This window comes from Pseudomonas mucidolens (assembly GCF_900106045.1).
Taxonomy (GTDB): domain Bacteria; phylum Pseudomonadota; class Gammaproteobacteria; order Pseudomonadales; family Pseudomonadaceae; genus Aquipseudomonas; species Aquipseudomonas mucidolens.
The window spans coordinates 1,703,156-1,723,252 of record NZ_LT629802.1; the positions used below are offsets into that span (position 1 = coordinate 1,703,156).

The 20,097-nt window shown below is 61.1% G+C and carries 18 protein-coding genes and 2 pseudogenes; 11 read left to right on the forward strand and 9 right to left on the reverse strand.

The genetic code is table 11. The features are described from left to right. Position 1 precedes the first annotated feature (1 nt). Entirely contained in the window at positions 2-1,477 is a 1,476-nt protein-coding gene (locus tag BLU75_RS08185) for an FGGY family carbohydrate kinase (RefSeq protein ID WP_084377915.1), read from the forward strand. Between the two features lie 245 nt (positions 1,478-1,722). On the opposite strand, the gene BLU75_RS08190 is transcribed toward BLU75_RS08185, so the two are convergent. Further along, positions 1,723-2,109 carry a hypothetical protein gene (locus tag BLU75_RS08190; protein ID WP_084377913.1) on the reverse strand — a complete coding sequence of 129 codons (387 nt, stop codon included), beginning with the start codon at positions 2,107-2,109 and terminating at the stop codon, positions 1,723-1,725. A 133-nt stretch (positions 2,110-2,242) separates the two neighbouring features. Further along, positions 2,243-2,965 (reverse strand): pirin family protein, encoded by a 723-nt coding sequence (locus tag BLU75_RS08195; RefSeq protein WP_084377911.1) that lies wholly within the window; start codon positions 2,963-2,965, stop codon positions 2,243-2,245. Positions 2,966-3,165: 200 nt separating this feature from the next. Here BLU75_RS08195 and BLU75_RS27200 point away from each other — a divergent pair. From BLU75_RS27200 to BLU75_RS08205, 3 genes and pseudogenes are all read left to right on the forward strand, one after another. Further along, positions 3,166-3,306 (forward strand): annotated as a pseudogene (locus BLU75_RS27200) (AraC family transcriptional regulator); the annotation flags it as partial. Positions 3,307-3,340: 34 nt separating this feature from the next. Further along, positions 3,341-3,619, forward strand: a pseudogene (locus tag BLU75_RS08200) (isochorismatase family protein); the annotation flags it as partial. Positions 3,620-3,732: 113 nt separating this feature from the next. Then, positions 3,733-4,626 (forward strand): LysR family transcriptional regulator, encoded by an 894-nt coding sequence (locus BLU75_RS08205; RefSeq protein WP_084377909.1) that lies wholly within the window; start codon positions 3,733-3,735, stop codon positions 4,624-4,626. On the opposite strand, the gene BLU75_RS08210 is transcribed toward BLU75_RS08205, so the two are convergent. Beyond that, positions 4,618-5,649, reverse strand: coding sequence for an AraC family transcriptional regulator (locus BLU75_RS08210; RefSeq protein WP_084377907.1), 1,032 nt, complete (start codon positions 5,647-5,649; stop codon positions 4,618-4,620). The two genes, BLU75_RS08205 and BLU75_RS08210, sit on opposite strands and share 9 nt — an antisense overlap. A 9-nt stretch (positions 5,650-5,658) precedes the next feature. After that, positions 5,659-6,573, reverse strand: a complete 915-nt coding sequence (locus BLU75_RS08215) for a GGDEF domain-containing protein (RefSeq protein WP_084377905.1) — start codon at positions 6,571-6,573, stop codon at positions 5,659-5,661. Between the two features lie 502 nt (positions 6,574-7,075). Here BLU75_RS08215 and BLU75_RS08220 point away from each other — a divergent pair. The 5 genes from BLU75_RS08220 to BLU75_RS08240 all read left to right on the forward strand — a co-directional run bounded on the left by BLU75_RS08220 (position 7,076) and on the right by BLU75_RS08240 (position 13,582). Beyond that, positions 7,076-9,592, forward strand: a complete 2,517-nt coding sequence (locus BLU75_RS08220; RefSeq protein WP_084377903.1) for a TonB-dependent receptor — start codon at positions 7,076-7,078, stop codon at positions 9,590-9,592. A gap of 86 nt (positions 9,593-9,678) precedes the next feature. Continuing rightward, positions 9,679-11,565, forward strand: coding sequence for a phytase (locus BLU75_RS08225; RefSeq protein ID WP_084377901.1), 1,887 nt, complete (start codon positions 9,679-9,681; stop codon positions 11,563-11,565). 57 nt (positions 11,566-11,622) lie between these two features. After that, complete coding sequence (tolQ, locus tag BLU75_RS08230) at positions 11,623-12,315, forward strand: protein TolQ (RefSeq protein ID WP_090221411.1); 693 nt, start codon at positions 11,623-11,625, stop codon at positions 12,313-12,315. A 14-nt stretch (positions 12,316-12,329) separates the two neighbouring features. Next, entirely contained in the window at positions 12,330-12,776 is a 447-nt protein-coding gene (gene tolR / locus BLU75_RS08235) for a protein TolR (RefSeq protein WP_084377897.1), read from the forward strand. Further along, positions 12,773-13,582: an energy transducer TonB gene (locus tag BLU75_RS08240; protein ID WP_084377895.1), complete on the forward strand. Its 810-nt coding sequence runs from the start codon at positions 12,773-12,775 to the stop codon at positions 13,580-13,582. Before tolR ends, BLU75_RS08240 begins: the two co-directional genes overlap by 4 nt. A gap of 3 nt (positions 13,583-13,585) precedes the next feature. Here BLU75_RS08240 and dapA read toward each other — a convergent pair whose 3' ends face one another. Then, entirely contained in the window at positions 13,586-14,446 is an 861-nt protein-coding gene (gene dapA / locus BLU75_RS08245; RefSeq protein WP_084377893.1) for a 4-hydroxy-tetrahydrodipicolinate synthase, read from the reverse strand. Between the two features lie 360 nt (positions 14,447-14,806). On the opposite strand from dapA, the gene glsB reads away from it, so the two are divergent. Continuing rightward, positions 14,807-15,715, forward strand: coding sequence for a glutaminase B (gene glsB, locus BLU75_RS08250; RefSeq protein ID WP_084377891.1), 909 nt, complete (start codon positions 14,807-14,809; stop codon positions 15,713-15,715). Positions 15,716-15,763: 48 nt separating this feature from the next. Here the strand turns inward: glsB and BLU75_RS08255 are convergent, their stop codons facing one another. Together BLU75_RS08255 and BLU75_RS08260 are read right to left on the reverse strand one after the other, a co-directional pair. Beyond that, on the reverse strand, positions 15,764-15,961 hold the full coding sequence (locus BLU75_RS08255) for a DUF6124 family protein (protein WP_084377889.1): 198 nt from the start codon (positions 15,959-15,961) through the stop codon (positions 15,764-15,766). Between the two features lie 136 nt (positions 15,962-16,097). Beyond that, positions 16,098-16,661 carry a TetR family transcriptional regulator gene (locus tag BLU75_RS08260; protein WP_084377887.1) on the reverse strand — a complete coding sequence of 188 codons (564 nt, stop codon included), beginning with the start codon at positions 16,659-16,661 and terminating at the stop codon, positions 16,098-16,100. 167 nt (positions 16,662-16,828) lie between these two features. Between BLU75_RS08260 and BLU75_RS08265 the strand changes: the two genes are divergently transcribed. Next, a complete protein-coding gene (locus BLU75_RS08265) occupies positions 16,829-17,617 on the forward strand; it encodes an SDR family NAD(P)-dependent oxidoreductase (RefSeq protein WP_084377885.1) in 789 nt (262 codons plus the stop codon). Between the two features lie 71 nt (positions 17,618-17,688). On the opposite strand, the gene BLU75_RS08270 is transcribed toward BLU75_RS08265, so the two are convergent. Continuing rightward, positions 17,689-18,933 carry a saccharopine dehydrogenase family protein gene (locus tag BLU75_RS08270; protein ID WP_084377883.1) on the reverse strand — a complete coding sequence of 415 codons (1,245 nt, stop codon included), beginning with the start codon at positions 18,931-18,933 and terminating at the stop codon, positions 17,689-17,691. A 28-nt stretch (positions 18,934-18,961) separates the two neighbouring features. Next, a complete protein-coding gene (locus tag BLU75_RS08275; RefSeq protein ID WP_084377881.1) occupies positions 18,962-20,059 on the reverse strand; it encodes a carboxynorspermidine decarboxylase in 1,098 nt (365 codons plus the stop codon). Positions 20,060-20,097: the final 38 nt, after the last annotated feature.

The window sequence follows — 20,097 nt, forward strand, 5'->3', positions numbered from 1 at the left end:
AATGAACGAACTGACTCCACTGATCCTGGCGATCGACGAAGGCACCAGCAACGCCAAGGCGGTGCTGGTCAACGAGCTCGGGCAGGTGATTGCCCGGGGCTCGCGGCCCTTGAGCCTGAGTCACCCCCAGGACGGCTTTTCCGAGCAGGACCCGGAGCAGATCTGGGCCAACACCCTGGCGGCGATTGACGAGTGCCTGTCCGGAATCGATCGTCCACTGAGCGCCGTTGCGATCAGTAACCAGCGTGAATCGGTTGTCGCCTGGGACCGCCGCACGGGCGAAGCGCTGTCGCCATGCATCAGTTGGCAATGCCGGCGCTCGACGCCGCTGTGTGCCCAACTGCACGCACAAGGTGCCCAAGCCAGTGTGCTGGCCAAGACCGGCCTGGCGCTTGACCCGATGTTTTCTGCTGGAAAAATGCGCTGGATTCTCGATCACCTTGAACAGGGCCACGCCCGTGCCGCCGCCGGTGAAATTTGCCTCGGTACCGTCGACAGCTGGTTACTCTACAAGCTCAGTGGCGGCCAGGTGTTTGCCACTGATTACTCCAACGCGGCCCGCACCCAACTGTTCAACTTGCACACACAGGCTTGGGATCCGGAGTTGCTGGTGCTGTTTGCCATTCCGCTGGCCGCCTTGCCCAGGATTCAGCCGAGTGCGGGATTCTTTGCCGAAACCGTGGCCACTGGGCGCCTGCCAGCCGGTATCCCGGTGATGGCGATGATCGGCGACTCCCATGCTGCACTCTACGGGCAAGGTGGTTTTGTACCGGGGTTGGTCAAGGCCACGCTGGGGACGGGCACTTCATTGATGACGCCAATGAGCGGGCCGATTGCCTCGACCCATGGCTTGTCCACCACGTTGGCATGGCACGACGGCACTGCGCCGACTTATGCCATGGAAGGCAATATCGTTCATACCGGCGCCGCTGTGCAGTGGGCCTCGCGCCTGGTGGCAGGGGAGTCCCTTGACCAGTTGACCGAGCAGGCGGCGCAATTGCCTGACAATGGTGGTGTCTATTTTGTCCCGGCGCTGTCTGGCCTCGGTGCACCTCATTGGCAAGCGCAAGCGCGCGGCCTGATCTGCGGGCTGACGGAAGCGACTTCCGGGGCGCATATCCTGCGGGCTTCTCTGGAGTCCATCGGCTATCAGATTCGGGATGTGTTTGATGCCATGCAACAAGACACCGGCAGCCCGATGACGGCCTTGTGGGTGGACGGTGGCGCCACGCGTAATCGCTGGTTGATGCAGTTCCTGGCGAACCTGTTGCAATGCCCGGTGGTGCGTAGCCTGTCGCCGGAAGTCTCGGCGTTGGGCGCGGCGCATCTGGCAGGGCGGGCGCTGGGGATCTGGTCCGATGATGAGGCCCTGGCACAGTTGGAGCGCCCGCGTGAGCGGTTCGAACCTGAAACCGAGGCGTCGATGGAGACGCATTACAGCGCCTGGAAAAGAGCGCTGGAGCGTACGTTGTGTTGAGCGTAGAGCAGGCGATCGCCTACGGGACTGCGGGCCGCCAGCCACAGGCCGCCTCCCAACAGACCCAGACCACCGGGTACGCGGCTTCCAGAATACTGCGTTTTGCGCGAGGGCCGCTGCAACGGTGCGCTGGGATTAAAAGGCACGCTTGATCACCGACTGCGGACAGTTTCAGCGGTTTACCGTGTGGCAGACGAAAAAAACCGGCTGATCAGGCCGGTTTGGAGGGGGGGAACGACGTCGGATCAGATGTGGCTACCCAGCAGGCGATCCGCACCACCTTCGGCAACACGACGTTCCATCAGGCGTTCCGAGCCACCTTCGGCAACACGACGTTCCATCAGGCGTTCCGAGCCGCCTTCGGCAACACGACGTTCCATCAGACGTTCCGAGCCACCTTCGGCAACACGACGTTCCATCAGACGTTCCGAGCCGCCTTCGGCAACACGACGTTCCATCAGGCGTTCCGAGCCACCTTCGGCAACACGACGTTCCATCAGGCGTTCCGCACCGCCTTCGGCGACACGATTGTCGATCAGGCGATCCGCGCCGCCTTCAGCGACAACAGGGTGGGCGAAAGCGTTGGCTGCGAGTACCGAAAAAGCTAGGCTGAGGATGATTTGGCGTTTCATGGTGGTGTGCTCCGGGTGTTGTGATTGGGTATGGAATGAATGTTACGCGGTGGTTTTTTTATGAGAACTTCATTGGGCTGATGGTGACTATCGACGCCAGCGATGACCCGGATCACGGGTCATCGCAAACGCATCACGGCATCCGCGGCAGGTCATTGGGGCGCAAGTCGAATACCAGCACCTCGGCGTCATCGCCGCCGCTCAAGCGGATTTCTTGCTCATCGCGCACTCGGGCACCGTCGCCTTCGCCCAGGCGTTGGCCGTTGACCTCAAGACTGCCCCGTGCCACATGGATGTAGGCGTGGCGATCCGCTGCCAGGGCCAGCGTGGCCGCTTCGGCGCCGTTGAACAGTCCGGCGTAGACGCGGGCGTCCTGGCGCACGCTGAGTGAGCCTGCGGCGCCGTCCGGCGAGATAATCAACTGCAGGCGTCCACGTTTCTGTGCCTCGCTGAAGTGCTCCTGTTGATAGCGCGGTTCAGCGCCGGCCACCGCTGGTACGATCCAGATTTGCAGGAAGTGCACGCCACGCGTCTGGCTGTGGTTGAACTCACTGTGGGCCACGCCGCTGCCGGCGCTCATCAGTTGCACGTCGCCGGGACGGATCACCGAGCCGGTGCCCAGGGTGTCCTTGTGTTCCAGCGCACCTTCGAGCACATACGAAAAGATCTCCATGTCGCGGTGCGGGTGTTGGCCGAAACCCTTGCCGGCGGCGACCCGGTCATCGTTGATCACCAGCAGGTCGGAAAAACCCTGCTCATTGGGGTTCCAGTAGTTGGCGAACGAAAACGTGTGGAATGACTTCAGCCAGCCGTGATCGGCGGCGCCGCGTTCGTGAGCTTTGCGAAGGGTCAGCATGGTGTCTTCTCCTCAAGGGGAGCGGACTGCGGTATGCAGGGCTCCTGGGTTGAGAAGAAGATTAATGGTTATTGTCGGGTTGATTAAGAGGATGAAAAGCGAATTACTGTCTCTTTATGGTTGACAACGTGCTGTGCTGGCGTCTCGTTGTCAGCGATAATGTCCACCTGACTTTCCCCAGGGCTGGAATGTGCTTGCCTATGAAAACTGTAGCCATGCTGTTGTTTCCCGATTTCCTGTTGCTGGACATGGCCGGCCCGCTGGAAGTGTTTTCCATCGCCAATCGTTACCTTGAACCCGCCGATCACTACCGCATTCTGACCCTCGACACCGAGTTCGGCCCCGGCGTTTCGGCTCGATTTGCACCGGTGCCCCGATGTATGTGTGGCATTCCCGACCCTGTCAGCCCTGGCCGAACGTTTCGAAGTGTTCGTTGTGACCGACGCTTCCGGCACCTTCAACGAGGCGGTGCAACAAGCCGCCTGGGCGCGCATGACCGCAGCCGGTGCGCAAATGGTCAACGGGTTCTCGGTAGCCTGCGAGTTGCAAATTGACTGGCGCAATGACAGGGAAGGCCTGGCTAACGTGTTGTCGTCGCGCATTCCCAACTACCGCAACCTGATGAACAGTGACTCGGCGTTTACCGCCAAGTAACCTGGCGCTGCACATCCGGAGATGCTCGTTCCCGCGTTCCGTGCGGGAACGTTCGGTTGTGGTTTCATGACTGAGCGGCTATAAAACAGCCAAATGTCCACCGAGACGCGACAATGAACCCCTTTGAAGACATGCGCCTGTTCTGTCAGGTCATGGAGTCCGGCAGCTTCACGGCCGCCGCTGAGCAGTTGGGCCTGTCCAAGCAATTTATCAGTCGCCGTCTGATCCAGTTGGAAGATCGCCTGGGCGTGCGCCTGCTCAATCGCTCCACACGCCGTCTGGATGTGACGCCGCTGGGCCAAAGTTATTACGAATCCGCCTTGCGCCTGCTCAGTGAAGTCGAGCAAGTGGAGCAGGGCATCAGTGGCCAAAACAGTGAACCCCGGGGCACGATTCGTTTGAGCGCGCCGCTGTCGTTTGCGATGGCGCACCTCGGCTGCCTGCTGCCGCGGTTTTTGCAGCGTTACCCGCAGGTGTCGGTGGAAGTGGACTTGAGTGATCGTCCGGTCGACTTGATCAGCGAGGGTTACGACCTGGTCCTGCGCATCGGCACGCTGGAAGACTCGACCCTGATTGCGCGCCGCATCGCGAGTATCCAGCGGGTCTATTGCGCCAGCCCGGCGTATCTGGCCGCACAGGGTACACCGCTCACTCCCGAAGAATTGGTCGATCATCAGTGCCTGCCGTACGGCCATAGCCGCCAGGTGCAGTGGCGCTTTCAGGTCAAGGGCAAGCTGCAGAGCCTGAATGTCAGCGGGCGCATGCGGGTCAATAACGGTGAGTTGCTGCGCGACACGGCCATCGCCGGGCTGGGTGTCACTTATCTACCGACCTTTATCGTCGGTCACGCCCTGCAAACGGGCCAACTGGTGACGCTGCTGGAGGATTTTGCGCCCGAGCCGCTGACCCTCTCGGCGGTGTATCCCCAACACCGTCAAGGTTCGCGGCCGGTGCAGGCGCTGGTGGAGTATCTGCGCGAGCAACTGGTTGAACCGCTGCTACGATAATAATTGGCGGATCAGGCTTGGCGTACTGCCGGTCCAGCGCTTGAATGAACGCCGGAAATTCGCCGCATCGCTGAAGTTCAGGTACGCCGCCACTTCTTCATTGTTCAAGCCCTTGACCTGGTACAGATACAGCGCCACATGTTTGCGCACTCGGTCGACCTGCTGTTGGTAGCCAGTGTGGTGCTTGTGCAGTTTGCGCTTGAGGGTCGCCAGGCTCATGGCGAAATCCTGGGCCGCCTGTTCCAGGCTGGGTGGCTGGCGCACATGGGATTGCAGGTACTGGTACAGACAGTCGAGCAAACTGGTAGCGAAGCCCAGTTGCTCGATCTGCTCGCGTGCCTGTTGACGGGCGACCTGACCGGCGGTGGCTGATGCGCCGGGCCAGGTCTGAGAGAGAAACCGGCGCTCGATGCACATCATGTCCAGCGGTCGCTCGAAGCGCGTCTGCTCGCCCAGATGCACCCAATACTGTTCGACATAACGCGGCTGCGCATGGCTGAAATGGCACTCCCAAGGCAGGCGCTGGCCACTGAGCCATTGGCTCATCGCGACCATTGACGTCATGCTGGCTTCGAGCAGAAAACGCCAGTGTTCGCCGGCCCCGCAACTGTCACGCCAGAACAAATACGCGTGGTGTTCGTCCAGTAGCAGTTGCGGTGTTACCAGAGGGCTGAGCAGTATTTGCTGCTCCAGCAAGGTATCGATGGCCTGATGCAGGTTTTGTGCGTGACCCAAGGCATGGCTGGCGGCGCCGTAGTGCCCCGGTAGCAAGCGTTGCCCGAACAGAAAACTGCTGTCATCGGCCTCCAGCAGGCGTCGGCTGTTGCCGATCAGCGCCAGAAATTGTTGCGGGCTCAGACGGGCGCTGCCGGCCAGGACGTCCTCATGGAACAGTCCCGTGCCGCGCAACAGACGGTGACTGTCGATGTCCCGTGACAGCGCCAGGTCGATCAGCATCGCCGGCTGGTAATGGCCGGCGATAAATCGACTGTCGGCCTCATACCAAGTGGTTTTCAGGGTCATGGCCGGGCCTCAGGCGGTTTTTGCCAGGGGCTGCTTGGCGCGTGCCAGCGCCAGGTTCAAGCGTTTGAGCAACGCTTCGGGCGTCTCCTCCAGCGCCATGACCACGGCGGTGGTGGCCGACAGTTGCAAGCGCTCACCGTGTTGCCGGGTCTTGTGCGCCAGGCTGCCCACCGCGTGTTGCAGCTCTGCGGCGAGCAGCTGTGCCTGACGCTCACCGGTGTGCGGCAATAACACCACAAATCGATCACCGGCCAGCCGGCACACCAGGTCCTGGCGCCGCAAGTTCAGCAACAACAAATGGCTGAGGGCTTGCAGCACCGCATCACCCTCGGCATGCCCGTAGGCGTGATTGATGGCCGCGAAGTTGTCCAGGTCCACCGCCAGCAATGACAAAGGTTGCTGGTGCTCCCGGCTGTTGCCGAGCGTCTCGGCCAGTTGCCGCTTGAGGTAATCGGCGCCGCCCAGAGGCGTCAGCTTGTCGAACAAGCGATGTTCGCGAAACAACCGCTCGCGTTTTTCCATTTGCGCGCTGATCGCCAATTGCTCGCGGTGCCAGTGATAGATGCCCAACGTCAGCAGAATCATGCCGACCGGCATTGGCCCGGACTCCAGCCAGTGATCCCAGGTGATGCTGTCGGGCAGGCGGATGAACTCGTCGAGGCTGTCGATCCACCAGGAGAAAAAGATGCAGCTCAGGCCCAGCGCCAGATAGTTGGTGACCCGTCCCGCCGGACGACTCTTCAGCACCAGCCCCAACCAGACCAACGCCAGCAGGGCCGTGCCACCTTCGCCGACGATGTCCAGCCAGACCCATTCGCTGACGCTTTTCAAATCGCCGCAGGCCAGGTGCAACAACAGGCCGAGGTTCGCGGCGAGGAGCAGCAGGGTGAGTTTCCAGCGGTGGGGTTTGAGCACGGAGAACATGGGCCGGGATCCTTGGGCGGTCGCGCGATGGAGGCCAGCACAGCAGATGGATGTGACAGTTGGGTGACGATGGGAGGAGTCGAATCAGCTCATGGGAGTGCAGGGGAGATTCAACAGCCGAGCCCCTCACCCTAACCCTCCCGAATCGTCGGACCGCCCCAAAGGGGCGAGGGGACTGAGTGATGTGTAATCAGAAATTCTGCGACCTGGAAAACCCAGTCGATTATGGATTCAACGCTACACGCTCAGGTCGATGTAAATCGCCAATATCCCCGAATCGGCCCCTCGCCCCTTTTGGGGCGGTCCGACGATTCGGGAGGGCCGGGGTGAGGGGTGCTGAGCAGAGTCATATCAGCTCATTCCACCGCAAAACCCCCGCAAACTCCGGGCTTTTCCAACACCCCGGCAATCCCTGTCACAGAACCGTCATTCCTCCCCCCTAGCTTGCCCTCCCAGTTGCCGGGCTTGTTGCCTGGTGTAACGGACTCTTGGGGAAGACTTCATGTACAAGCGCAGCGGGCTCGTCAGTTTCACGCTCACCGCCCTGGCTCTGGCGGTTGCCAGCGAACGGCTGAATGCCGCCGACGCCGTGGCCAACACCGAGCACGTCGAAGTGGTGGGCCAAGCGGCGAGCATCGATCAGGCGCTCAAGGAGCAGCGGGTTTCCGACAGCATCAAAAGCGTGGTGCATGCCGACGGCGTGGCGCAGTTGCCGGACGACAACGTGGCCGAAGCCGTGCAGCGCCTGCCGGGCATCAGTGTCGAGCGCGATCAGGGGGAAGGGCGGTTTGTCAGCGTGCGCGGCCTTGGTCCGGATCTCAACAGCGTGACCATCAACGGTACCCTCGTACCCTCGCCGGAAAGCGAGCGTCGCGCCGTGGCCCTGGATGTGCTGCCGTCGGAACTGGTGCAGTCGCTGTCAGTGATCAAGACCCTGACCCCGGACATGGATGCCAACTCCCTGGGGGGCACCGTCGATGTGCAAAGCCTGTCGGCGTTCGATCACAAAGGGCTGTTCTACACCGGCAGTACCGAGGCCAGTTACGACAAGAACACCCGCCAGACCAGCCCTAAGTTCTCGGGTGCGGTCAGTAACCGCTTCAGCCTTGGCGAGGGTATCGATAACTTTGGCGTGGCGGCCGCCTTGAGCTGGCAGAAGCGCGATTTCGGCTCGGACAACGTCGAAACCGGTGGCGCCTGGGATTTCGAGCAAGGCGCCAGACTCAATGAATTCGAGATGCGCGACTACGACATCAGCCGTGAACGCGCCGGGGGTGGTTTGAACTTCGATTACAAGCCCGACGACCTGAGCAGCTACTACCTGCGCACTCTGTACAGTCGCTACAAGGACAGCGAGACCCGCAACGCCGCCAGCCTCGAGTTCGCCGACCCATTGGCCGCCGGAGAGCTGGGCGATACCGAAGCCAAGCGCGCGCTCAAGCAGCGTGAGGAAACCCAGGAAATCCAGTCCTACGTGTTCGGTGGCGAGCGCATGTTCGGCCTCTGGACACTCAGCGGCCAGGCTGGCTACAGCCGTTCCAGCGAAGACAGCCCGGCACACATTGCCGGTGCCACCTTCGACGGCGGTGATTTTGCCGACAGCGGTTTCTACGACAAGGACAAGCCACGTCCGATCATCGGCGCGGGCTTCTATGACGCCAACAACTACACCCTGGACAAGGTCGACTGGGAGAAACAGAACACCAAGGACACCGAGAAAAACCTGCGCCTGGACCTGGCCCGTGATTACGACCTCAATGGCTACGCGGCACAGCTCAAGTTCGGCGGCAAGGTCAGCCGGCGCAATAAAGACAACGATCTGGAAGCGTGGGTCTATGAGGACTTCGATGACCTGGGGTTTACCGACGAACAGCTCAACCTCGGCCAGTTGCAGAAAGGCCGGGTGGATTATCGCCTTGGGCGCTTCGGCCCCGGCATCAGCGGCAGCGGCATCCGGCAACTGATCGGTGGCCTGAATCCCGCGGACTTCTATGACGCCACAGAGTCGCGAGTCAATGATTTCAGCATGCGTGAAGACATCAACGCCGGCTACTTGATGAACACCCTTGATATCGACGACTGGCGCTTTATCGCCGGTTTGCGCTACGAAGGCACCGAGTTCGAAGCCAAGGGCACCGGCGCCACCGATGGCCAGTTCAGCGATACCGAGACCAAGCGTCGCTACCATCACTGGCTGCCGGGGTTGCACGCGCGTTACCAGTTGGACAAAAACACCCAGGTGCGCGCCGCCTGGACCAAGTCCGTGGTGCGCCCGACATTCGGCCAACTGGCGCCGGGGTTCGTCATCGACGATGACGAGGCCACGTTCGGCAACCCGGACCTCAAGCCGCTGGAGTCGAGCAACCTGGACCTCGGCATCGAGCACTACATGGGCCACGCCGGCACGGTCTCGGCATTCGTGTTCTACAAGGACATCCAGAATTTCGTCTATAACACCGACGTCGCAGGAACTGGCGCCTGGGCTGATTTCGCCGAGGCCCACACCTTTGCCAACGGTGACAGCGCCAAGCTTTACGGCCTGGAACTGGCGTACTCGCAGAAATTCGATTGGCTGCCGGCGCCGTGGAACGGTTTGCTGGTCGGGGCCAACACCACCTTCAGTCGTTCCAGTGCCGATATCGAAGGCTTCGACGCGGCCAGTGGGGTCAATCGCAAGCGCAACATCAACCTGCCCAACCAGTCGGACACTGTCGGCAACCTGATGCTGGGTTGGGAGGACGATACGTTGAGCCTGCGCCTGTCGGCCAACTACAAGTCGGCCTATCTCTACGAACTGGCATCCATCAACGATAAGGCGCACGACCTGCACGTCGACTCCCAGACGTTCGTGGACTTCAGCGCCCGCTACGCGCTGACCAAAGACCTGCAAGTGAGCTTCGAGGCGCAGAACCTCACGGACGAATCGTACTTCGTCTACACCGGCCACCGTAGTTACAACGCCCAGTACGAAGAGTACGGCCCGACCTACAAGCTGGGCCTGACCTTCACCCATTTCTGAAGCGCGCTACCCACAGATCGAGGCATGCGCTACGCGTCTGCCACGAGCTATCGCCTTGTAGTCTTTGATAAGGATTTTCCCCGTTAATGAAACGTGCCAAGCATTATTTGCCAACCGCCCTGATCAGCCTTGCGTGCGCCCATGCGGTGGCTGCCGACCTGGCCCTGACGCCCTGGGCGCCTGCGCTCGACGCCCAGGCCGTGAGCTTCCTCCCGACCGACGACCAGCGCCTGGCCGCCAGCGAGCGCGATGGCCTGCTCTTGCTGGATGCCAAGGGCGCCGAACTGGCCCGCTTCAATGGTCACTTCAGTAGCCTCGACAGCCGCGCCGCTGGTCAACACGTACTGGTGGCGAGCCTGGACAACGATCGCCAGCAAGCGCTGCTGATCAGCCTTGATCCGAGCACCGGCGAATGGGGAGCGCCGCTGTATTTGCCGAGCCGCGACTATGCGGTCAACGGCGTGTGCCTGTCCCGCGACTCGGCGGCCAATCTGTTTCTGTTCCTGGTCGGTGAAGAAGGCAAGGGCGAGCAATGGCTGGTAGGGAACGGCTCGACATTGCTGGCCGAACCACAGCGCGTACGGGGTTTGCCGTTGCCGCCAGCGGCGCAGTTCTGTCAGGTGGACGACGCCGCCCAGCAACTGCTGGTCAACGAAGAAAACGTCGGTTGGTGGGCCTACCCGGCACACCCGGAAGCCGATGCCACTCGCCGTCCCGTGGCGATTTTCGATACGGTCGAAAAACATGCCGCCGGCGCCATGGCGGTGGTGCCCGGAGGTGTCGTGGCGTTGGACCCCAACGCCGGCAAGTTGCACCTTTATCAGCAGCAAGGCACGCGCTGGAGCCTCGCGTCGAGCCTTGCCCTTGCAGAACTGAAAGAACCGGAAAACCTTGCCGTGCGGGCCACTGCCAGCGGTCTGCAAGTGCTGCTGCGCGATGACGATGACGGGCGTTTCTATCAAACGGCGCTCAACTGGCAAGCCAAGCCCGTGCGATTGCCGCCGGTGTTGCCGGAAGTGGCCGCGATCCGCCAGAGCGAGCCGGTGGGGCGTCAGGGGGATGCGGCGGATGACCCGGCGATCTGGATTCACCCCGAGCATCCCGCCCAAAGCCGAGTGCTGGGCACCAACAAGAAGCAAGGTCTGTTGGCCTATGACCTCGATGGCAAGCTGTTGCAGGAGCTGGCGGTAGGGCGCTTGAATAACGTGGATGTACGCGCGAATTTCAAGCTCGGCCAACGCACGGTCGACCTTGCGGTGGCGAGCAATCGTGATCACAACAGCCTCAGTCTGTTCAGCATTGACCGGCGCACAGGCCAGATCAGCGAGGCCGGGGAAATTCCGACACCACTGAAAGCGATCTATGGCATCTGCCTGTTCCAGCCAGCCAGCGGTGAGATATATGCCATCGCCAATGACAAGGACGGCACCTTCCTGCAATACCGCCTGAGCGCGCCGCAGGGTCGGGTAGAAGGGCAACTGGTGCGCCAATTCAAGGTCGACAGCCAGCCTGAAGGCTGTGTGGCCGACGACCAGCGCCAGCGTCTGTTCATTGGTGAAGAAGATGTTGGGGTCTGGGCGGTGGATGCCCGTGCCGATCAGCCGGCGCGGTTGAGCAGTGTGATCAAGGTCGCAGAGCAACTGAAGGCCGATGTCGAAGGCCTGGCGCTGTACCAGAGCAATGGTCGCGACTACCTGGTGATCTCCAGCCAAGGCAATGACAGTTATCTGGTGCTGGACGCTGAGCCGCCGTTTGTCAGCCGTGGGGCGTTTCGCGTGGGCCTGAACGCTTCGGCGGGTATCGATGGGGCCTCGGAAACCGACGGCCTGGAAGTCACCGCGATCAACCTCGGCGGGCCGTGGAGCCAAGGCATGCTGGTGGTGCAGGACGGCCGCAAGCGCATGCCCGAGCAGACCCAGAACTTCAAGTTCGTGCCTTGGGCCGAGGTCACCAAGGCGCTGAAATTGCCTTGAGCCTGTCATCAATCGGTCACCGTTTTTTTATCGAATAGCCGCTCTAGGAGTTTCTTCATGCACGCCACATTGGAACATATGACGATCTGGGGACTGATCAGTGACGCCAGCCTGTTGGTCAAGGCTGTGATGCTCACGTTGCTCGCGGCCTCGTTGGTCAGTTGGTACTTGATCGTGCAGCGCGCCAGCGTACTGCGGCGCATGGAGCGCCAGATGAACCAGTTCGTGCAGCGCTTTCGCGGCACCGCTGAGGTCCACGCGTTGTACCGTGAAACCGTGCAACAAACCGCAGGCGGGATCGCGCCGATCTTCGTTGCCGGGATTCAGGAATTCGAGCATTTGCAAGGCCATGGCGAGGGCGTGCTGGAAGGTGTGGAGCGGGCGCTGCAAGTGGCAATCACCGAGCAGGAAGTGGAACTGGAGAAAGGCTTGCAGTTTCTCGCCACGGTGGGTTCGGTCAGCCCTTACATCGGTTTGTTCGGCACGGTGTGGGGCATCATGAATTCGTTCATCGGCCTGTCTCAGGTGCAGCAGGCGACATTGTCGACCGTGGCACCCGGCATTGCCGAAGCGTTGATTGCCACCGCGATTGGCCTGTTCGCGGCGATTCCCGCGGTAATTGCCTACAACCGTTTTTCGGCGCGCAGCCAAACCTTGCTGACTCGCTACTACGCGTTCGGCAACGAACTGCAGGTGCGCCTGCATCGCAGCGTGCGCGGCCATTCCTCGAACCTGGCCGCAGCCGCCTGAACCGGAGCCTTGCCATGTTAGTCAAGCCGCAACGCAAGCACGGGCCCAAGGCGGAAATGAACGTGGTGCCCTATATCGATGTGATGCTGGTGCTGCTGGTGATCTTCATGGTCACCGCGCCGATGTTGACCCAAGGCGTGAAAATCGAATTGCCCAAGGTCGCCGCCGAGGCCCTGGCCACGGATACCCGCCAGCAGATCCTTACCGTGTCGGTGAAGGCCGACGGCGGTTACTACTGGAACCTCGGTGGCGAACTGGACACGGAGCACCAGACCGACAGCGCCGTGACGCTGGATGAGATGGGGGCCAAGGTGGCGCGCATCGTTGCCGAGCGTAGCGATACCCTGGTCTATATCCGCGCCGATGAACGTGCCGGTTACGGCCAGGTGGTGGCCGCTATGGCCGTCTTGCAGAAGAGTGGTGTGAGCAATCTGGGGCTGGTGACCGAGGCGCCGCAATGACCTCGATGATCATGCCGGGGCCGAGCCTGATCTTGGCCGTTGCACCGCGCGACGGTTTCTGGCGACACGGTTTCGCTGCCGGTTTCGCCGTGGTGTTGCACGTGGCAGTGCTCGGGTTGCTGGTGCGCGGCGGGTTTCAGCCGCCGCCGCCGGTCGAGGCACCGCAGGTTTTGCATACGCAGTTGGTGATGTTGCCGCCAGCCTCGCCACCCCCGGCGCCTGTTCCGGTCCAGGCGGCCGTTGCACCTGCGCCAGCGCTTGAGCCCGTGATCGCGGCTCCACCGAAACCGGCTGTCGATCCGCACGTCCAGGCACGAAAACTGGAACAGGCCGCGCTGGCGCGCAAGCGAGTCGAGGACAAAAAAATCCAGCAACAACGTCAGCAGCAGGAAACAGCACGGCACAATCGCGAGTTGGAACAGCAGCGCCAGGCCGAGGAGCGGGCGCAACAACAGGCACAACAACAGGCACAGCAGCAAGCGCGATTGGCCGCGGACCGCGCCCGGCGACAAGCCGCCGCCCAAGCCGCTGCCGATAGCCGCCAATACCTGCCCCTGAGCAAGGAAGCGCCGGACTATCCTCAACGCGCCCTGGACAAGAACCTCGAGGGCGATTGTTCGGTGGAGTACACCGTCAATCCCCAAGGCAGGGTGGAAAACCCCAAGGTGCTGGACGGCTGCCACCCGCTGTTTATCCGACCCTCATTGGCGGCGGCCAGCACCTTTCGTTATCAGCCACGGGTGATTGCTGGCAAGTCGGTCGCCGTGCCAGCGGTGCGCAATACCTTCCATTACCGGATCAAGTAGGCCTTACAGGGTGCCAAGCACGCTTCGCAAATGCGCTTTCAATGCTTCGCTGGCACCTTGCATCGGCGCCCGCAGTTCGCTGTCGATCAGGCCTTCAAGGGCCAAGGCGGCTTTGACCGGTGCGGGGTTGGGTTCACTGAACAGGCCGTTGATCAGCGGCAACAACCTGAAGAAAGTCTGCCTGCCCGCGTCCAGTTGGCCGTCGCGGATCTGCTGGTAGAGCGTTACGAATTTCTCGCTGTGAATATGCGCCGAGGCCGCGATCAGCCCCGTGGCGCCAAGGCACAAGGCGCTGAACATCTGCACGTCCTCACCACACAGGATATCGACCTGGCCGCTGTCCAGCAGCGCCAGGGTGGTGGCCAGGTTGCCGCCGCAATCCTTGATCGCGACGATCCGCTCATGGCTCACGATGTTCAGCAATGTGGCCCGTTCGAAGGCAATCCCGGTGCGGTACGGGATGTCATACAAAATGATCGGCACCCTGGAGGCATCAGCCACGGTCTGGAAAAAGGCCTCGAGCCCGGCCTGGGAAGGGCGGATATAGCTCGGTGCCGGCACCAGCAACCCGGCCAGCGGACGCTTCTGGATCTCGCGCTGAAACTGCAGCAGTTCAATCAGGTTATTGCCCGACAGCCCCATCACCACGCGGTGTGCCGGCACGAGCTCGAGCACCGCATCCAGCACGGCTAATTGCTCCTGCCTGGCCAGGGCCGCGGCTTCGCCGGTGGTGGTGCAGACCATGATCCCGTGCACACCCTTTTCCAGCAGGTGACCGACCAGCCGCCGCAGCCCGACGAAATCAATGGCGCCGTGATGGAACGGCGTGACGACGGGAACCCAGATACCTTGAAACGCTGACATGCACACTCTCCTGATAGTTGACCGATCAAGTCACCGTCAGAAGGGCAGAGGGGATAAGCAAGAGGAGGTGGGGTCCGTCGCGCTCGATGTCCTGTCAGCTCATCTGACGGGACAGCGCGCCCCGGTCACATGAGCGACTGTTTCTTCGATTTCAGGGCGTGCGCAACGCAACCTTGCGCCTTGGCATTCAAGCCAATGACGGAAAAGTCGAAGTCGGACGTTGTAGGCATGACGGCGTACACCCTGAGTGAGACCTGTATCTTTATGTGTACGCTGCGCGGCTGTCAAGCGCGGCCTGTATTTCAGGTATCCTCCACGCCCCGCTTATTACTGCTCTTTTTAACCATGACAGGACTACACATGCAGGCGCTGCTGGAATCGATCCTCGACGAAGTTCGTCCGCTGATCGGACAAGGCAAAGTCGCCGACTACATTCCCGCCCTTGCCGATGTACCGGCCCAGCAATTGGGGGTTGCGGTCTACGGCAACGATGGCGAGTACTACTGTGCCGGCGATGCCCATACGCTGTTTTCGGTGCAGAGCATTTCCAAGGTCTTCAGCCTGGTGCAGGCCATCGAGCATTCCGGCGAAGCCATCTGGGAGCGCCTGGGACACGAGCCATCCGGGCAGCCGTTCAATTCGATGGTGCAGCTGGAGTTCGAGCGTGGTCGCCCGCGTAATCCCTTTATCAACGCCGGCGCCCTGGTGATCTGCGACATCAACCAATCGCGCTTTGCCGTGCCGATCCTGTCCATGCGCGACTTTGTCCGGCGCTTATCGGGTAACCCGCAAGTGCTGGTCAACAGCGTCGTGGCCGAATCGGAAGCCCAGCACGGTGCGCGCAACGCGGCCATGGCTTATCTGATGAAATCCTTCGGCAACTTCCACAACGATGTGGACGCGGTGCTGCACAGTTACTTCAACTATTGTGCCCTGCAGATGAGCTGCCTGGACCTGGCCAAGGCGTTCTGTTTCCTGGCTAATGAAGGCGTGTGTACCCACAGCGGCGAACGCATCCTGACGCCGCGACAGACCAAGCAGGTCAACTCGATCATGGCCACCAGCGGGCTGTATGACGAGGCGGGTAATTTTGCTTATCGCGTCGGGTTGCCGGGCAAAAGTGGTGTCGGTGGCGGCATTGTCGCGGTGGTACCGGGGCAGTTTACAGTCTGCGTATGGTCGCCGGAGTTGAATGCGGCGGGCAATTCGTTGGCGGGGATGAAGGCACTGGAGTTGTTGAGCGAGCGGATCGGGTGGTCGGTGTTTTAACGGGATGGATCGCTCCCGCATGGCTGGAAGCGATCCGGCAATCTGTCTTCAGCCACGTTGCGCGCATTCGGCGAACGCCTTGTCTACCAGCATCTGTACACCTTCCAACATCCGGCAAATACCCAGCGCTATGTTGCGTTGAGTGCCGTCGACTTCAAAGGCCAGGTGCGCGGCGATCACGTTGATTGATGCCAGGTCCTGTGCGGCGTTGACCAATAAGGTCTCGCCGTCCAGATCCCCACGCATGGTAAATAAGCCATCGCACGCGAGTGCGGTGGGTTTGTTGGTTTCAGGTAATGGTTGATCGCACGATGAGCCGCTTGGTGAAGCCGGCTGGTGTCGTGGCTTGGGTGATGCGGGGGGGCTGTCTTTGATCAGATATCTATACTGCGTCGCTGTGCGCCAGGGCCCAGTGGCGACCCACCTCGAGAATCTCATCCGCCAACGGCGAGTCATCCGGGCAGGTGCGGGACAGTATCAGCGTGCCGATCATTTGCGCCATGCGCTGGATTTTTACGCAGCGCAAGGCGGCTTCGTCCAGCACGGTGTCGGCGGGTGCCGGCTGCGCCAGCATCCGTTCGATCGCGTCGGCAAAGGTGGCTTTGAGCTCCGCCGATTGCCGCGCGGCATCGCCGCTCAGGGCCGCGAAGGTGCAACCGGCGCCGGGTGCGTCGCGGTGTTCGCGGGACAGGTAGTACGCGATAAAGCTGGCGGCGTCGCTCTGCGCGGCCGTCTGGGTTGACTGCGCCAGGCCAAAGGCCGCCGCTTCGGCCATCAGGTCGGCCTTGGACTTGAAGTGCTTGTAGAACCCGCCATGGGTAAATCCGGCCGCTGCCATCAGGTCCGCCACACCCACGCCGTCATAACCCCGTTCACGAAACAAGCGGGCCGCTGTCTCGACGATGTGCGCCCGATTGGCCTGCGCCTGCGCCTTGGTGACTTTCATTGGGCTTACCTCCTGCCTCTGAATACGGGCCATATGCCGCTCACTATACATGGATGATGCTCATCATCAAAATACTTGACGGTTTAGATTATGACTGTAATCATAATTTCGCCCTCTAACAGATTGCATATTGCGGTCTGTCCTACCCCGAGCAAGAGACTTCCTATATGACGACTTCCGCAGCTGTACTCATTACCGGCGCTTCCAGCGGCATTGGCGCCGTCTACGCTGAACGCTTCGCCGCACGTGGTCACGATCTGGTGCTGGTCGCCCGCGACAAGGCGCGCCTGGACGTGCTGGCCACGCGCCTACGCCAGGAACACGGCGTGAGCATCGATGTCATCAAGGCTGACCTGACCCTTGCGGATGACTTGAGCGGCGTGGAAGCGCGGCTGCGCGAAGACACAAGAATCGGCATCCTCATCAACAACGCCGGCATGGCTCAGACCGGGAATTTCCTCGCGCAAACACCCGCCAGCCTGGAACAGTTGGTAACCCTCAACACCACCGCGCTGGTACGTCTGGCCAGCGCCATCGCACCCCGATTGGCGAAGGCGGGCGAGGGGGCGATCGTCAATATCGGGTCAGTGGTGGGCCTGGCGCCGGAGCTGGGGATGACGGTCTACGGAGCGACCAAGGCGTTTGTGCATTTCCTGTCCCAAGGCATGAGCCTGGAGTTGTCGCCGCAAGGTGTGTATGTGCAAGCGGTGCTGCCGGCGGCTACGCGCACGGAAATCTGGGAACGCTCGGGCGTCGACATCAATACGCTGCCTGAGGTGATGGAGGTGGGGGATTTGGTGGACGCAGCCTTGCTCGGCTTCGATCGCCGTGAAGGGGTGACGATTCCGCCGCTGCACGACGCGCAACGTTGGGATGATCTTCAGGGCGCACGTCAAGGTTTGCTGGGGCAGTTGCGCCAAGGGCAAGTCGCGGAGCGTTATCGTAGCCCGGCGTGAGCTGGCGCAGCCCATGAACGTTCAACAACAAGCTGCGCCCGATCAGGGCGCAGCTTGCTTTCAGCACACTATCAGGCGATAGCGTCCCACGGACGGTCGCCGTGCTCGTCTTTGATCCGAGTCGGCAGGCCCATCACATCCAGCGCCTTGAGGAACGGCTCGGCCGGCAGTTCTTCCACGTTGGCCATGCGTTGCACATCCCATTCGCCACGGGCGACCAGCAGCGCGGCGGCTACCGGCGGTACGCCGGCAGTGTAGGAAATGCCCTGGCTGTCGGTCTCGGCGTAGGCGTCTTCGTGGTCGGCCACGTTATAGATGAACAGCTCGCGCGGCTGGCCGTCCTTGGTGCCCTTGACCAGGTCGCCGATGCAGGTCTTGCCGGTGTAGCCCGGTGCCAGCGAAGACGGATCAGGCAGCACGGCCTTGACCAGTTTCAGCGGCACGACTTCCAGGCCTTCGGCGGTGGTGACCGGTTTCTCGGAAAGCAGGCCGAGGTTTTTCAGTACGGTGAACACATTGATGTAGTGTTCGCCGAAGCTCATCCAGAAACGCACGTTGGGCACGTCGAGGTTTTTCGACAGCGAGTGCACTTCATCGTGGCCGGTCAGGTACAGGTTCTGCGAACCGACTACCGGCAGGTCGTCAGTGCGTTTGACTTCGAACATGGTGTTGCTGGTCCACTGGCTGTTCTGCCAGCTCCACACCTGTCCGGTGAATTCGCGGAAGTTGATTTCCGGGTCGAAATTGGTGGCGAAATATTTGCCATGGGAGCCAGCGTTGACGTCGAGAATATCGATCGAATCAATGCGGTCGAAATGCTGTTGTTGTGCCAGCGCCGCATAGGCGTTGACGACACCTGGATCAAAACCCACGCCGAGGATCGCAGTGATGTTCTTCTGCTTGCACTCCTCCAGGTGGTTCCATTCGTAGTTGCCGTACCACGGCGGAGTCTCGCAGACCTTGCCCGGCTCTTCGTGGATGGCGGTGTCCAGGTAAGCCACGCCGGTATCGATGCAGGCGCGCAGCACCGACATGTTGAGGAAGGCGGAGCCGACGTTGATGACGATCTGCGATTCGGTCTCGCGGATCAGTGCCTTGGTCGCTTCCACGTCCAGGGCGTTCAGCGCGAAGGCTTTGATATCCGCGGGTTGCTTGAGGCTACCCTTGGCCTTGACGCTGTCGATGATGGCCTGGCATTTGGAGATGTTGCGCGACGCGATGGCAATACGACCGAGTTCGTCGTTGTGCTGCGCGCACTTGTGGGCCACCACCTTGGCGACACCTCCTGCACCAATGATAAGAACGTTCTTTTTCAATTGCTTTATCTCTCCTTTATCCGCCAGCCTACGAAAGGCTGGACAGGTAGTCTTCGAAGCCAAACTCACGAACCACTTCGACTGTACCGTCGAGTTGTTTCACTACGATGGACGGCATTTTCAGGCCGTTGAACCAGTTTTTCTTGACCATGGTGTAGCCTGCCGTGTCGATGAACGACAGTCGATCGCCGATGGTCAGCGGACGATCAAATTGGTATTCACCGAAAATGTCCCCGGCCAGGCAGGATTTGCCGCACACCATGTAAGTGTGTTCACCGTCGCTCGGTGCCAGTTTGGCGTTGAGGCGATAGATCAGCAGGTCCAGCAGGTGGGCTTCGATGGAGCTGTCTACCACGGCGAGATGCTTGCCGTTGTAGAGGGTGTCGAGCACGGTGACTTCCAGGGAGGCGCTGTTGGTGATCGCCGCTTCACCCGGTTCCAGGTAGACCTGCACGCCGTACTTCTGCGAAAACGCCTTGAGCCGCGCGCAGAAGGCGTCGATGGCATAGCCTTCACCGGTGAAATGAATGCCGCCGCCCAGGCTGACCCACTCGACCTTGTGCAACAGATGGCCAAAACGCTCCTCGATAGTGCCGAGCATCTTGTCGAACAGGTCGAAGTCAGCGTTTTCGCAGTTGTTGTGGAACATGAAGCCGGAAATCTGTTCGATGACCTGCTCGACCTTCACCGGGTCCCATTCGCCGAGGCGGCTGAACGGACGCGCGGGGTCGGCCAGCAGGTAATCGGAGCTGCTCACCTGCGGGTTGACACGCAGGCCGCGGACCTTGCCTTCGGACGCTTGGGCAAAGCGCTGCAACTGACCGATGGAGTTGAAGATGATCTTGTCGCAGTTGGCGAGCATCTCTTCGATTTCGTCGTCGGCCCAGGCGACGCTGTAGGCGTGAGTCTCGCCCGCGAACTTCTGGCGACCGAGCTTGAGCTCATACAACGAAGACGAGGTCGTACCGTCCATGTATTGCTGCATCAGGTCAAACACCGACCAGGTGCCAAAGCATTTGAGTGCCAGCAGGGCCTTGGCCCCGGACTGCTCGCGCACGTAGGCAATCTTCTGCATGTTGACCAGCAGCTTCTGCTTATCAATGAGGTAATACGGTGTCTTGATCATTTTTCAGAGCCTGTGGCGGAGCCTGCCAAAAAAGGACA